Here is a 14756-nt window from a genome sequence, read left to right as displayed (position 1 = left end):
AATACTCGCACCCCTGCGGGTGCGCCACTTCTCGACGACATTCCGCGCCCATCGCGAAACGCCAAAACCGTCCGGGCCACCCGAAGGCTGCCGAACGGGCGATATCCAGAGGAGCGGGTTATGGGACCCGGACCATCACCACTGAAGATCGAATACCGGCGGGCAGGTCTGTCCGCAGGATGGCGCGGCTATAGGGGGTTGCGCCCCCCTTGTCAACCGCAGTGCCCCACGCAGGCTCAGGTGCCGGTCATCAGGGTCTCGATCGTGTCGAAATCGAAGCCGAATTTCTGTTGCAGAAGGACTGCCGCCCGTTTCGGCTCGACCGCTTCCATCGAGCCCGAGAAATGCGGATTCGATTTGTTGTCGCGATGCAGGGTGCGCAGATAGACGATATCCTGCTGATCCATCCAGGTGTTGTGATACTGACCCAGCGCGCGGTGGTTGTAGGCATAGATGTTGCCCGCAAAGGCGACCGGCGCCAGCAGCGCCGTGCCGATCGACAAGGGCGTGCGCTCGACCGCGCGCTGATAGCTCGTGCCCTTCTTCGAATAGGTCAGATAGAGGCCGCGATTGAAGGAAATGCCGATCGGCTCGTCCTTCGCGGGAATCATGTGGACCTTTTCGGCCAGGCCCCGCAGCGTCGCGATGAAATTCAGGTTCACCGCATCGTCATCGTCGAGCCGGAAGGTGGTGCGATGGGTGAAGCCCGCGCTCGGCACTTCGGCGAAGGCCTCGCGGATGCCCTGATAGTGGTTCATCGGCGGCTTTTCGACGATCTGCACGAAGGGCAGACCCTCCAGCAACATGTCCAGCCGCTTGCGCCATTTCGTCGGAAAGTCCTGCGAAACAAGGAAGATGCAGGTGAAATCCTGATCGGTCTGCGCCTTCAGCGTCGGCAGGCAGATCCCCTCGAACAGGCGGAACCGGCGCTCCAGCCGGGCCTCGTCGAAGAGGAAGGCTTTCATGTCCTCGACCGTGTCGAAGCCGGGGTAGAAGTCGCCCACGGTGACAAAGGAAAAGCGGATCAGACCCACGATCTGATTGCGAAACTCTGTCGTCATTTCAAAGGCTCCCGGTTCCATAACGCGTCTGGACGGGATCAGGATTTCCGCTTCCCGCGCAAGGGTCAAGGCAAAAGAAAAGCCCCCGCGCAGGGCTGCTGCGCGGGGGCTTCAATCGTGTCAGGCGATCACTCGCGGCTTTCCGGGGTTTCCACCGGGCCGAAGTCGTCGTCGCCATAGGCCGTGTCGATCGGCGCGGCCAGCGCGGCGGCATCGATGGCCTCGGCGCGGCGGGCCTCGATGACCTTGCTGTCGCGTTCGGCAGCGATCTTGCGCACGCGGGTGGTGGCACCACCCGTGCCCGCCGGGATCAGACGGCCGACGATCACGTTTTCCTTCAGGCCGACAAGCTTGTCGCGCTTGCCCTGCACCGAGGCTTCCGTCAGCACGCGGGTCGTTTCCTGGAACGAGGCCGCCGAGATGAAGGACCGCGTCTGCAAGGACGCCTTGGTGATCCCGAGCAGCACCGGCTCGCCCGTCGCCGGACGGCCGCCACGGGCTTCGACCTTCGCATTCTCTTCGTCGAACTCCGACTTGTCGATGTTCTCGCCCTTGAGAAGCGTGGTGTCGCCACTGTCGAGGATCTCGATCTTCTGCAGCATCTGCCGCACGATCACCTCGATGTGCTTGTCGTTGATCTTCACGCCCTGCAGTCGATAGACGTCCTGCACTTCGTCGATGAGGTAGTCGGCCAGAGCCTCGATCCCCATGATGCGCAGGATGTCATGCGGCGCCGGGTTGCCGTCCATGATGTAGTCACCCTTCTGCACGAAGTCGCCTTCCTGCACCGGGATGTGCTTGCCTTTCGGCACCATGTATTCGACCGGCTCCAGCCCGTCTTGCGACGGCTCGATGGTGATGCGGCGCTTGTTCTTGTAGTCCTTGCCGAAGCGCACATAGCCGTCGAGTTCGGCGATGATCGCGTGATCTTTCGGGCGACGGGCTTCGAACAGTTCCGCCACGCGGGGAAGACCCCCGGTGATGTCCTTGGTCTTCGCCCCTTCGCGCGGGATACGCGCCACCACGTCACCGGCCTTCACGTCCTGACCGTCTTCGATCGACAGAATCGCGTCGACCGACATCGGATAGGTCACCGGGTTGCCCGCATCGTTGCGCACCGGTTCCCCATCGGCATTGACGATGATGATTTCCGGCTTCAGATCGTTGCCCTTCGGCGCCGAGCGCCAGTCGGTCACGATCTTCTGCGTCATGCCGGTGGCTTCGTCGGTCTCTTCGCGCACCGCAATGCCCGAGATCAGGTCGACGAACTTCGCCACACCGGCCTTTTCGGCGATGATCGGCAGGGTATAGGGGTCCCATTCGAACAGTTTGGTGCCACGTTTCACCGTGTCGCCATCCTTGACGAAGATCTTCGAACCGTAGCTGAGCTTGTGGCTCGCGCGTTCCTCGCCCTGATCCGAGACGATCGCCAGCTGCATGTTGCGGCCCATGACGATCTGCTCGCCCGCGTCGTTGATGAGCAGGTTGGCGTTGCGGAACTCGATCTTGCCCTCTTGCGAGGCTTCAAGGAACGACTGCTGACCACCCTGGGCGATACCGCCGATGTGGAAGGTCCGCATCGTCAGCTGCGTGCCCGGTTCCCCGATCGACTGCGCCGCGATGATGCCCACCGCTTCACCCTGGTTCACCAGCGTGCCGCGCGCCAGATCGCGACCGTAGCAGAGCGCGCAAACGCCCTCTTCGGCCTCGCAGGTCAGCGCCGAACGGATGCGGATCGACTGGATCGCATTTTGCTCGATCAGGTCGGCCTTCCGTTCGTCGATCAGCTCGTTCTTGCGCACCAGCACCTCGTCGGTGCCCGGAACCAGAACGTCATCGGCAGCCACACGGCCCAGCACACGTTCGCTGAGCGGCGCGACGACTTCGCCATCGTTCACGGCCGCCGAAGCGGTGATCGCGCGTTCGGTGCCGCAATCATGCGAACGCACGATGCAGTCCTGCGCCACGTCCACCAGACGACGGGTCAGATAGCCCGAGTTCGCCGTCTTCAGAGCGGTGTCGGCCAGACCCTTGCGGGCGCCGTGGGTCGAGTTGAAGTACTCGAGCACGGTCAGGCCTTCCTTGAAGTTCGAGATGATCGGCGTCTCGATGATCTCGCCCGAGGGCTTGGCCATCAGACCGCGCATCCCGCCCAGCTGCTTCATCTGCGCCGGCGAACCCCGCGCCCCGGAGTGGGACATCATGTAGACCGAGTTCGGCTCTTTCTCGGCGCCCGCATCATCGACGCGAACGGCGGAAATTTCCTTCATCATCTCGGCCGCGACGGCATCCGAGCATTTCGACCAAGCATCGACGACCTTGTTGTACTTCTCACCCTGGGTGATCAGACCGTCCATGTATTGCTGTTCGAATTCCTTGACCTGATCGCGCACGGCATCGACGATTTCCCATTTCCGTTCCGGAATGAGCATGTCGTCCTTGCCGAAGGAAATCCCGGCCTTGAAGGCTTCGCGGAAGCCCAGACCCATGATCTGGTCACAGAAGATCACCGATTCCTTCTGACCGCAGTAGCGGTAGACGGTGTCGATGACGTTCTGCACGTCCTTCTTCCGCAGCGGGCGGTTGACAAGGTCATAGGGCGCCTTGGCGTTCAGCGGCAGCAGGTTGCCCAGACGGATCCGACCCGGCGTGGTGTCGTAGCGCTTCCAGACTTCGTTGCCCTCGTCGTCGATCTGCTTGATCCGGGCCTTCACCTTGGCGTGCAGGTGCACGGCGCCCGAAGTCAGCGCATGTTCGACTTCCTCGACCGAGGCGAAGACCATGCCTTCGCCGACCATGCCCTTGCGCTCCATCGTGGTGTAATAGAGGCCAAGGATCATGTCCTGCGACGGAACGATGATCGGGCTGCCGTTTGCAGGCGACAGCACGTTGTTCGTCGACATCATCAGCACGCGCGCTTCCAGCTGCGCTTCCAGCGACAGCGGAACGTGCACGGCCATCTGGTCACCGTCGAAGTCGGCGTTGAACGCCGAGCAGACGAGCGGGTGCAGCTGGATCGCCTTGCCTTCGATCAGGATCGGCTCGAACGCCTGAATGCCCAGACGGTGCAGCGTCGGCGCGCGGTTCAGCAGCACCGGGTGCTCGCGGATCACCTCGTCGAGGATATCCCAAACCTCGGGACGCTCTTTCTCGACCAGTTTCTTCGCCTGTTTCACCGTGCTCGACAGGCCCTTGGCTTCAAGGCGCGAGTAGATGAAGGGCTTGAACAGTTCGAGCGCCATCTTCTTCGGCAGGCCGCACTGGTGCAGCTTGAGTTCCGGCCCGGTCACGATGACAGACCGGCCCGAGAAGTCGACGCGCTTGCCGAGAAGGTTCTGACGGAACCGGCCCTGCTTGCCCTTGAGCATGTCCGAGAGCGATTTCAGCGGACGCTTGTTGGTGCCGGTGATGACGCGGCCACGACGGCCGTTGTCAAACAGAGCGTCAACAGCTTCCTGCAGCATCCGCTTTTCGTTGCGCACGATGATGTCGGGCGCACGCAGTTCGATCAGCCGCTTCAGACGGTTGTTCCGGTTGATGACGCGACGGTAAAGGTCGTTCAGGTCGGACGTGGCGAAACGGCCGCCATCGAGCGGAACCAGCGGGCGCAGTTCCGGCGGGATCACCGGCAGCACCGTCAGGATCATCCACTCGGGACGGTTTTGCGATTCAAGGAAGCTTTCGACGATCTTCAGACGCTTGATGATCTTCTTCGGCTTCAGCTCGCCCGTGGCTTCCTTCAGCTCTTCGCGCAGCTGTTCCGCGGTCGCTTCAAGGTCGATCGCCGAGAGCATCTCGCGGATCGCTTCCGCCCCGATGTTCGCGGTGAAGGCGTCGGCGCCGAACTGGTCCTGCGCATCCAGATATTCGTCCTCGGTCAGCAGCTGACCATAGGAAAGCTCCGTCAGACCGGGTTCGATCACGACGTAGTTTTCGAAGTAAAGGATGCGTTCCAGATCCCGCAGCGTCATGTCGAGCATCAGGCCGATGCGCGAGGGCAGCGATTTCAGGAACCAGATATGCGCGACCGGCGAGGCCAGCTCGATGTGGCCCATGCGCTCGCGGCGGACCTTTTGCAGCGTGACTTCAACGCCGCATTTCTCGCAGACGACGCCGCGATACTTCATCCGCTTGTACTTGCCGCACAGGCACTCGTAGTCCTTGATCGGCCCGAAGATGCGGGCGCAGAACAGGCCGTCGCGCTCGGGCTTGAAGGTCCGGTAGTTGATGGTCTCGAGCTTCTTGATCTCGCCATAGGACCACGAAAGGATCCGTTCAGGGCTCGCGAGCGAGATCTTGATCTCGTCAAAGGCCTTCGGCTGCGCCAGCGGGTTGAACGGGTTGTTGTTGGTGATTTCCTGGTTCATCAGATCTTTCCTTGCGTGAGGTCAGAGGGGGGTGGTGAGCGCCGAAGCGCTCACTCTTCCTCCGAATCCAGGAGTTCCATGTTGAGGCCGAGGCCCCGCACTTCCTTGACGAGCACGTTGAACGACTCGGGCACGCCGGCCTCGAAGTTGTCCTCGCCCTTGACGATGCTCTCGTAGACCTTGGTCCGGCCCGCGACGTCGTCCGACTTCACCGTCAGCATCTCCTGCAGGGTGTAGGCGGCGCCGTAAGCTTCCAGAGCCCAGACCTCCATCTCCCCGAGACGCTGACCACCGAACTGCGCCTTGCCGCCCAGCGGTTGCTGGGTGACGAGCGAGTACGGCCCGGTCGAACGGGCGTGCATCTTGTCATCGACGAGGTGGTGCAGCTTGAGGAAGTACTTCACGCCCACGGTGACCGGACGGGCGAATTGCTCGCCGGTGCGGCCGTCGAAGACGATCGATTGGCCCGACTTGTTGAAGCCCGCGCGGATCAGCGCATCGTTCACATCGGCTTCCTTGGCGCCGTCGAAGACCGGAGTCGCGATCGGAACACCGCCGCGCACCTGTTCGGCGCATTCGATGAACCGCTCGTTCTCCATCTCGGCAAAGACCGCCTCGTAGGTCTCGTCGCCGTAGCCGTGGCGCATTTCCTCGCGCACCGGGCTCAGGTCACCGTTGCGACGATAGGCTTTCAGCGCCTCATCGATCCGGATGCCCAGACCACGGCTCGCCCAACCCATGTGGGTTTCAAGGATCTGACCGACGTTCATCCGCGACGGCACGCCGAGCGGGTTCAGAACGAGGTCGACCGGGGTGCCATCGGCAAGGAACGGCATGTCTTCGATCGGAACGACCTTCGACACCACGCCCTTGTTGCCGTGACGACCGGCCATCTTGTCGCCCGCTTGCAGCTTGCGCTTCACGGCGACGAAGACCTTGACCATCTTCATCACGCCCGGAGGCAGATCGTCGCCCTGACGGACTTTCTCCACCTTGTCGTCGAAGCGATGCTCGAGAGCCCGTTTCTGCGCGTCGAACTGGTCATTCAGCGCTTCCACTTCCTTCGCATCGGCTTCGTTTTCAAGGGCGAGCTGCCACCACTGGCCACGCGACAGCGAGGCGAGCAGCTCTTCGGTGATTTCCGAACCCGCCTTGATCGAGGTGTTCTTCGGCCCTTTGACCGTCACCTTGCCAAGGATCAGAGTTTTCAGACGCGCGTAAATGTTGCGCTCGAGGATCGCCATCTCGTCGTCGCGGTCGCGGGCGAGACGTTCGATTTCCTCACGCTCGATCTGCAGCGCGCGTTCGTCCTTGTCGACACCATGACGGTTGAAGACGCGGACTTCGACGATCGTGCCATAGGCGCCGGGCGGCAGACGCAGCGAGGTATCGCGGACGTCGGACGCCTTTTCCCCGAAGATGGCGCGCAGAAGCTTTTCTTCCGGCGTCATCGGGCTTTCGCCCTTCGGCGTGATCTTGCCCACGAGGATATCGCCCGGGCCGACTTCGGCGCCGATGTAGACGATGCCCGCTTCGTCGAGGTTGCGCAGCGCTTCCTCGCCGACGTTCGGGATGTCGCGGGTGATCTCTTCCGGCCCGAGCTTCGTGTCGCGCGCCGCAACTTCGTATTCCTCGATATGGATCGAGGTGAACACGTCATCGCGGTGGATGCGTTCCGAAATCAGGATGGAGTCTTCGTAGTTGTAGCCGTTCCAGGGCATGAAGGCGACGACCACGTTGCGGCCAAGCGCCAGTTCGCCCTGATCGGTCGAGGGACCGTCAGCCACAACCTGACCTTTGGACACGATGTCGCCCACCTTGACGATCGGACGCTGGTTGATCGTCGAGGACTGGTTCGAGCGTTTGAACTTGCGCAGACGATAGATGTCGACGCCCGCGTCGCCCATGCCGATGTCTTCATTGGCGCGGATAACGATACGCGACGCATCGACCTGATCCACGATCCCGCCGCGGCGGGCCATGATCGCGGCCCCCGAGTCACGCGCCACGGTCGCTTCCATGCCGGTGCCGACGAACGGAGCTTCGTTGCGCAAGAGCGGAACCGCCTGACGTTGCATGTTCGAGCCCATGAGGGCGCGGTTGGCGTCGTCGTTTTCAAGGAAGGGGATGAGCGCCGCGGCGACCGAAACCAGCTGTTTCGGCGACACGTCGATCAGGTCCACCGCATCAACCGGGTTGAGCATGAATTCGCCGGCCTGACGGGTCGAGACCAGATCGTTCACGAACTTGCCGTTCTCATCGAGCGTGGCGTTCGCCTGCGCGATGGTGTGGCGCATTTCCTCCGTCGCGGACATGTAGACGACTTCGTCGGTCACCTGACCTTCGCGCACGCGGCGATAGGGGGTCTCGATGAAGCCATACTTGTTCACGCGGGCAAAGGTCGCCAGCGAGTTGATCAGACCGATGTTCTGACCTTCGGGCGTCTCGATGGGGCACATCCGGCCGTAGTGGGTCGGGTGAACGTCGCGCACCTCGAAGCCCGCGCGTTCGCGAGTCAGACCGCCCGGCCCGAGCGCCGAAAGACGACGCTTGTGCGTGACTTCCGAGAGCGGGTTGGTCTGGTCCATGAACTGCGACAGCTGCGAGGAGCCGAAGAATTCGCGCACCGCGGCCGCGGCCGGTTTTGCGTTGATCAGATCTTGCGGCATCACCGTGTCGATCTCGACCGAGGACATCCGTTCCTTGATCGCGCGTTCCATGCGCAGCAGGCCGACGCGATACTGGTTTTCCATCAGCTCGCCGACCGAGCGCACGCGGCGGTTGCCGAGGTGGTCGATGTCGTCGATCTCGCCCTTGCCGTCGCGCAGTTCCACCAGCCCCTTGATGCAGGAGATGATGTCGGCACGGCGCAGGGTGCGCTGGGTATCGGGCGCATCCAGATCAAGACGCATGTTCATCTTCACCCGGCCCACGGCCGAGAGGTCATAGCGTTCCGAATCGAAGAACAGCGTGTCGAACATCGACGACGCCGCCTCGACGGTCGGCGGTTCCCCCGGTCGCATGACGCGGTAAATGTCCATCAGCGCGCCGTCGCGGCCCATGTTCTTGTCCGCCGCCATCGTGTTGCGGATGTAGGGACCGACGTTGATGTTGTCGATGTCGAGGCAGGGGATCTCGGTGATGCCGTTGTCCAGAAGCGTCTTCACCGAACCGCCGACCAGCTGGCCGTCACGGTCGTATTCCGCCGTCAGCTCGTCGCCCGCTTCGATGTAGATGTAGCCGGTGCGCTCGTTGATGATGTCCTTGGCGCAGTAGCGGCCGAGGATGTGGTCGAACGGCAAGAGCAGTTCGGTCACCTTGGCTTCGTCGAGCCACTTCTTCACCATCCGCGGCGTGACCTTTTCGCCCGCCTTCAGGATCACTTCGCCCGAAGCGGCGTCGATCAGGTCATAGGTCGGACGGGTGCCGCGCACGCGCTCGGGGAAGAACTTCGACACCCAGCCGCGTTTGCCCTCGGCGCGGAAGGTGACGGTGTTGTAATAGGCATCCATGATGCCTTCCTGATCGAGGCCGAGCGCATAAAGCAGCGTCGTCACCGGCAGTTTGCGGCGACGGTCAATGCGCGCGAACACGAGGTCCTTGGCGTCGAATTCGAAGTCGAGCCACGAGCCGCGGTAGGGAATGATCCGGCAGGCGAACAAGAGCTTGCCCGAGGAATGGGTCTTGCCGCGGTCATGGTCGAAGAACACACCCGGCGAGCGGTGCATCTGCGAAACGATCACGCGCTCGGTGCCGTTGACGATGAAGGTGCCGTTCGGCGTCATCAGGGGCATGTCGCCCATGTAGACGTCCTGTTCCTTGATGTCCTTGACCGACCGCGCCCCGGTGGTTTCGTCGACATCGAACACGATCAGACGCAGCGTCACCTTGAGCGGCGCCGAATAGGTCAGGTCGCGGCTCATGCATTCGTCGACGTCATATTTCGGCTTCTCGAGCTCGTATTTCACGAATTCGAGGATCGCGTTGTCATTGAAGTCCTTGATCGGGAAGACCGACTGGAAGACGCCCTGAATGCCCTCGCCGTCCAGCGGCTTGTCGGCATCGCCCGAGCGCAGGAACAGGTCGTAGGAGGCCTTCTGAACCTCGATGAGGTTCGGCATTTCCAGAACTTCGCGGATTTTGCCGTAGTAGCGGCGGATACGCTTCTGACCAACGTAAGCTTGAGCCATGCTCGTCGTGACCTTTCGTCTCTTCGCGGGTGTGCATCGTCGGGGCCCGATGCACGCCGCTTGCGAATGGGAGGCGGTTCCATACCTGCCTTCCGTCCCACCGGAAGGCTCCCGAACCGACCCTGCCTTGGAAAAGGGTTTCGCAAAACCCCTTGCCGAGACGGGCATAGCTGGGCTCGGGGAAACCCCGAACCCAGCCTGAAGTTATCTGGTCGGATGCGTGCGCACCCTGCCCGATTACTTGAGCTCGACTTTGGCGCCAGCCGCTTCGAGCTTTTTCTTGATGTCTTCGGCTTCGGCTTTGGCCGCAGCTTCTTTGACTTTGCCGCCGGCCTCGACGAGGTCTTTGGCTTCTTTCAGGCCCAGGCCGGTGATGGCGCGGACTTCTTTGATCACGTTGATCTTGTTCGCACCGGCGTCAACCAGGACGACGTCGAATTCGGTCTTTTCTTCCGCGGCTTCAGCCGGGCCAGCAGCCGGGCCAGCCATGACGACGGCGCCACCGGCGGCCGGCTCGATGCCGTAGTCGTCTTTGAGGATGGTTTTCAGTTCTTGAGCTTGCAGCAGCGTCAGGTTGACGATTTGCTCGGCAAGGGCTTTAAGATCGGCCATTTTTCCGTTCCATTCTGATATAGGGTTGATCCGACGTCGAGATTTCCCGACGAAGGCAGATTGTTGCGTCAGGCGGCTTCCCGCTCCTCAAGCGTCTTGAGGATGCCCGCGATGTTGGAAGCAGGCGCGCCAATGGCACCGGCGATGTTCGAAGCAGGCGCCCCGATGCACGACGCGATTTGAGCGATAAGCTCTTCGCGCGACGGCATGGCGGCAACGGCTTTGACACCGGCCGGATCCAGAGCGTCCTTGCCCATGGCCCCACCAAGAATGGCGAACTTGTCGTTCGTCTTGGCGTAAGCGTCCGCGACCTTGGCAGCAGCCACAGGGTCTTCGGAATAGGCAAGAACGGTCATCCCCGTCAGAAGTTTGGCCATGCTCTCGCAGGGCTTGCCTTCCAGGGCGATCTTGGCGAGCGTGTTCTTGGCAACGCGAACGGACCCACCCACGTCACGCATTTTCGCGCGCAGGTCCTGCATCTGAGCAACCGTCATGCCTTCGTAGTGGGCAACCACCACGACGCCAGAGCTTTCGAAGATTTGGCCGAGTTCCTCGACCACTTTCTCTTTTTGGGCTCTATCCACGGTTACACTCCAAGTGTGGGGGTTTCCCCCCGGCTCTGTTTCCCACGAGCAGACTGCCCGCAGGTCGGGTCCGATCGGTTCCCGAGAGATCGCCCGAGGCAGCAGCCCCGGAAATTCTCGTTCCCCATCTCAGGAAGGACTTATGGGGGAAACCCCCACCCTCCGTCTCGGACAGGACGGGGCGTCACCGCCCCGTCATTCGCCGGTTTCCCGGCAAATTCTCAGCGGGCCGCGGCCGAGGTCAGATCGACCGTCACGCCCGGGCCCATGGTCGAGGACAGCGACACCTTTTTCAGGTAGGTGCCCTTGGCGCCCGACGGCTTGGCTTTCGACACCGCGTCGACAAAAGCACGGACGTTGTCCGCGAGCTTGTCTTCGGCGAACGAGACCTTGCCGATGCCGCCGTGGATCACGCCAGCTTTTTCGACCTTGAATTGCACTTCGCCGCCCTTGGCCGCTTCGATCGCCGTTTTCACGTCCATCGTCACGGTGCCGACTTTCGGGTTCGGCATCAGGTTGCGCGGCCCGAGGATCTTGCCCAGACGGCCGACGAGCGGCATCATGTCCGGGGTGGCGATGCAGCGATCGAACTCGATCTTGCCCTGCTGGATGGTTTCCATCAGGTCTTCCGCACCGACGATGTCGGCCCCGGCGGCTTTCGCCTCGTCAGCCTTGGCGCCACGGGCGAAGACGGCCACGCGGACGGTCTTGCCGGTGCCGTGCGGCAGCTGCACCACGCCACGGACCATCTGGTCGGCGTGACGCGGGTCGACGCCCAGGTTCATCGCGATTTCAAGCGTTTCGTCGAACTTGGCCGAAGCCGCCGACTTGATCAGCTTGACAGCATCTTCAACCGAGAGGTTGGCCTTGCCTTCGAAAGCGGTCCGCGCAGCGGCCGAACGTTTACCGATCTTGGCCATGGCTTACCCCTTGACTTCGATGCCGACCGACTTCGCCGAGCCGAGGATGATGTTGATGGCGCCCTGAATGTCGTTGGCGTTCAGGTCTTTCATCTTGGCTTCGGCGATCGCCTTCACCTGAGCGGCGGTGACGGTGCCAGCAACCATGTGGCCCGGCTTGACCGACCCTTTCGGACGGTTGCGCTTGCCCACCGGCTTCAGGCCAGCGGCCTTCTTCAGCATGAACGAGGCCGGCGAGGTTTTCGTTTCGAACGTGAACGACTTGTCGGCATAATAGGTGATCAGGCACGGAACCGGCGAACCGAGTTCCATTTCCTGCGTGCGGGCGTTGAACGCCTTGCAGAATTCCATGATGTTGATCCCGCGCTGACCCAGCGCCGGACCGATCGGCGGGGAGGGGTTGGCTTGCCCCGCCTTCACTTGCAGCTTCAGCTGCCCGATGACTTTCTTGGCCATGTGGCCTTCTCCTTATCACTGCCGCCCCACCATGGAGCGAAGTTTAGTGGTCAGGCGGTCACCCGCCTCCCACGCATCCCCTCAGGCGGTTTTCGACACCTGGGTGAATTCCAGCTCGACCGGCGTCGGCCGGCCAAAGATCGACACCGTGACCTTCAGGCGGCCCGCGACGTCGTCCACTTCCTCGACCATGCCCGAGAAGCCCTCGAACGGGCCGTCGGTCACGGAAACATTCTCGCCGATCTCGAAGCGAATCAGGTTGCGCGGCGCGACGACTTCGCCGGTCGGGCCCTGACGGTTCAGGATCGTGTTGACCTCGGAATCACGCATCGGCGTCGGCTTGCCCTGCGGACCCAGGAAGCCGGTGACGCGGTTGATCGAGGTGATCGCGTGATAGCCGCGATCGGTCATGTCCATGCGCACCAGCACATATCCGGGCATGAAGCGACGCTCCGACGTGACCTTCTTGCCGCGGCGGATTTCGATCACTTCTTCAGTGGGGACAAGAACTTCCTCGATCTCGTCACCCAGGCCCTTGTCGATCACGGCCTGTTTGATCTGCTCGGCGACCTTCTTCTCGAAGTTCGAGAGAACGGAAACCGAATACCACCGCTTCGCCATCAACCTGCCTCTTTCCCCCCGGCGGCGAGCGCCGAAATTTTGTCATTTCAACGGTCTTGCCGTTGCTCCCTCAACGAAGAACGGCGCGCATCATTCGAATCGATGCACGCCGGTCCTTGAGTGTCGTGCCCGTTTAGCCTCGGTCGCCCCGTATTTCAAGGGCTTCCATGCGTCTTACATGAACATTGCAGTGACGCCGAAACCGATCACCCAATCCACGAAGGAAAAGAAGATCGCCGTCAGCATCGCCATGACCAGCACCATGACGGTGGTCAGAACGGTTTCACGCCGGGTCGGCCACGTGATCTTGCCAACTTCCGAGCGCACCTGGCTCAGGAACTGGATCGGGTTTGCCATGCTGCTTCCTCTCATGCGACCGCGCCGAGATACGCGCAGATGCGGCGGATTTCAAGCGCGTTGCTGTGCGGCACCGCGGCCTGCCGGAAAACAAAAACAGGCGCCGAAGCGCCTGATGTCATCCGATACTTTCGGGAAAGATGGATGGCAGGAGTTGGGGGACTCGAACCCACGACCCTCGGTTTTGGAGACCGATGCTCTACCAACTGAGCTAAACTCCTAGGCCTGAGCGCGTGCTAAGGCACCACGCGGGGGAAATCAAGAGCGATTTGCATGAAGTCGCGACAGTGATGCCGCAGCCTACCCCTCTGCATGCAAAAGGCCGCCCGGTTTGGGCGGCCTTCCGATTTTCCCTTGCGGGAAAATTACTTGATGATCTTCGACGCACCTTTGGTGGCGCGTCTCGGGATCATCACTTGATGATCTTCGACACGACGCCGGCGCCGACGGTGCGGCCGCCTTCGCGGATGGCGAAGCGCAGTTTCTCTTCCATCGCGATCGGGGCGATCAGTTCGACTTCGAACTTCAGGTTGTCGCCCGGCATCACCATTTCCGTGCCTTCCGGCAGCTTCACGGTCCCGGTCACGTCCGTCGTGCGGAAGTAGAATTGCGGACGGTAGTTCGCAAAGAACGGCGTGTGACGGCCGCCTTCTTCCTTCGTCAGGATGTAGGCTTCGGCTTCGAAGTGGGTGTGCGGGTTCACCGATTTCGGCTTGCACAGCACCTGGCCACGCTCGACGCCGTCACGGTCGATGCCGCGCAGCAGAACGCCGACGTTGTCGCCCGCTTCGCCGCGGTCGAGCAGCTTGCGGAACATCTCGACGCCGGTGCAGGTCGACTTGGCGGTCGCGCGGATGCCCACGATTTCCACTTCGTCGCCGACGTTGATCACGCCACGTTCCACACGGCCGGTCACCACGGTGCCGCGGCCCGAGATCGAGAACACGTCTTCGATCGGCATCAGGAACGGCTGGTCAACCGCGCGCGCCGGGGTCGGGATGTATTCGTCGACGGCCTTCATCAGGGCGTGGATCGAATCTTCGCCGATGTCCTTGCGCTCGCCGATCATCGCCTGGTGGGCCGAGCCCTTGACGATCGGAATGTCGTCGCCCGGGTATTCGTAGGACGAGAACAGTTCGCGGATTTCCATCTCGACCAGCTCGACAAGCTCTTCGTCATCGACGAGGTCGATCTTGTTCATGTAGCACACCATGTAGGGGATACCCACCTGGCGGCCGAGCAGGATGTGCTCGCGGGTTTGCGGCATCGGGCCGTCCGAGGCGGCGCAAACCAGAATCGCGCCGTCCATCTGCGCCGCGCCGGTGATCATGTTCTTCACATAGTCAGCGTGGCCGGGGCAGTCGACGTGCGCATAGTGACGGTTCGCGGTTTCGTATTCCACGTGCGCCGTCGAGATCGTGATCCCGCGCGCGCGCTCTTCCGGCGCACCGTCGATCTGGTCGTAGGCGCGGAATTCACCGTAGTATTTGGTGATCGCCGCCGTCAGCGTCGTCTTGCCGTGGTCAACGTGGCCGATCGTGCCGATGTTGACGTGCGGTTTCGTCCGTTCAAACTTTGCCTTTGCCAT

At 61.9% G+C, this 14756-nt stretch carries 10 protein-coding genes and 1 tRNA gene; all 11 read right to left on the bottom strand.

Features of this window, described 5'->3' with window-relative positions; genetic code table 11:
• Window positions 1-236: 236 nt before the first annotated feature.
• Window positions 237-1061, bottom strand: a complete 825-nt coding sequence (locus C8J30_RS05680; RefSeq protein ID WP_181420790.1) for a glycosyltransferase — start codon at window positions 1059-1061, stop codon at window positions 237-239.
• A gap of 128 nt (window positions 1062-1189) precedes the next feature.
• Window positions 1190-5428, bottom strand: coding sequence for a DNA-directed RNA polymerase subunit beta' (rpoC, locus tag C8J30_RS05675; protein ID WP_110804769.1), 4239 nt, complete (start codon window positions 5426-5428; stop codon window positions 1190-1192).
• A gap of 50 nt (window positions 5429-5478) precedes the next feature.
• On the bottom strand, window positions 5479-9618 hold the full coding sequence (gene rpoB, locus C8J30_RS05670; RefSeq protein ID WP_110804768.1) for a DNA-directed RNA polymerase subunit beta: 4140 nt from the start codon (window positions 9616-9618) through the stop codon (window positions 5479-5481).
• Window positions 9619-9855: 237 nt separating this feature from the next.
• Window positions 9856-10230 carry a 50S ribosomal protein L7/L12 gene (gene rplL / locus C8J30_RS05665; RefSeq protein ID WP_110804767.1) on the bottom strand — a complete coding sequence of 125 codons (375 nt, stop codon included), beginning with the start codon at window positions 10228-10230 and terminating at the stop codon, window positions 9856-9858.
• 68 nt (window positions 10231-10298) lie between these two features.
• Window positions 10299-10814: a 50S ribosomal protein L10 gene (gene rplJ, locus C8J30_RS05660; RefSeq protein ID WP_110804766.1), complete on the bottom strand. Its 516-nt coding sequence runs from the start codon at window positions 10812-10814 to the stop codon at window positions 10299-10301.
• A gap of 221 nt (window positions 10815-11035) precedes the next feature.
• Entirely contained in the window at window positions 11036-11734 is a 699-nt protein-coding gene (gene rplA / locus C8J30_RS05655; protein ID WP_110804765.1) for a 50S ribosomal protein L1, read from the bottom strand.
• A 3-nt stretch (window positions 11735-11737) separates the two neighbouring features.
• A complete protein-coding gene (gene rplK / locus C8J30_RS05650; RefSeq protein WP_110804764.1) occupies window positions 11738-12190 on the bottom strand; it encodes a 50S ribosomal protein L11 in 453 nt (150 codons plus the stop codon).
• Window positions 12191-12271: 81 nt separating this feature from the next.
• Window positions 12272-12811, bottom strand: a complete 540-nt coding sequence (gene nusG / locus C8J30_RS05645; protein WP_110804763.1) for a transcription termination/antitermination protein NusG — start codon at window positions 12809-12811, stop codon at window positions 12272-12274.
• Window positions 12812-12985: 174 nt separating this feature from the next.
• Window positions 12986-13168 (bottom strand): preprotein translocase subunit SecE, encoded by a 183-nt coding sequence (secE, locus tag C8J30_RS05640; RefSeq protein ID WP_110804762.1) that lies wholly within the window; start codon window positions 13166-13168, stop codon window positions 12986-12988.
• A 145-nt stretch (window positions 13169-13313) separates the two neighbouring features.
• Window positions 13314-13389: transfer RNA gene (locus C8J30_RS05635), tRNA-Trp, on the bottom strand.
• 191 nt (window positions 13390-13580) lie between these two features.
• On the bottom strand, window positions 13581-14756 hold a 1176-nt coding region (gene tuf / locus C8J30_RS05630), incomplete at its 5' end, for an elongation factor Tu (protein WP_110804761.1).

This window comes from Rhodobacter viridis, from assembly GCF_003217355.1.
In the GTDB taxonomy this organism is placed as follows: Bacteria; Pseudomonadota; Alphaproteobacteria; order Rhodobacterales; family Rhodobacteraceae; genus Rhodobacter; species Rhodobacter viridis.
Note: the sequence above shows the minus strand (reverse complement) of the source record. Positions and strands in the feature narration are given on the sequence as shown.

Excerpts from the sequence above, each read along its gene's own strand:
- C8J30_RS05680 (WP_181420790.1), bottom strand. The coding sequence starts at position 1,061 with ATGACGACAGAGTTTCGCAATCAGATCGTGGGTCTGATCCGCTTTTCC.
- rpoC (WP_110804769.1), bottom strand. The coding sequence starts at position 5,428 with ATGAACCAGGAAATCACCAACAACAACCCGTTCAACCCGCTGGCGCAG.
- rpoB (WP_110804768.1), bottom strand. The coding sequence starts at position 9,618 with ATGGCTCAAGCTTACGTTGGTCAGAAGCGTATCCGCCGCTACTACGGC.
- rplL (WP_110804767.1), bottom strand. The coding sequence starts at position 10,230 with ATGGCCGATCTTAAAGCCCTTGCCGAGCAAATCGTCAACCTGACGCTG.
- rplA (WP_110804765.1), bottom strand. The coding sequence starts at position 11,734 with ATGGCCAAGATCGGTAAACGTTCGGCCGCTGCGCGGACCGCTTTCGAA.
- rplK (WP_110804764.1), bottom strand. The coding sequence starts at position 12,190 with ATGGCCAAGAAAGTCATCGGGCAGCTGAAGCTGCAAGTGAAGGCGGGG.
- nusG (WP_110804763.1), bottom strand. The coding sequence starts at position 12,811 with ATGGCGAAGCGGTGGTATTCGGTTTCCGTTCTCTCGAACTTCGAGAAG.
- secE (WP_110804762.1), bottom strand. The coding sequence starts at position 13,168 with ATGGCAAACCCGATCCAGTTCCTGAGCCAGGTGCGCTCGGAAGTTGGC.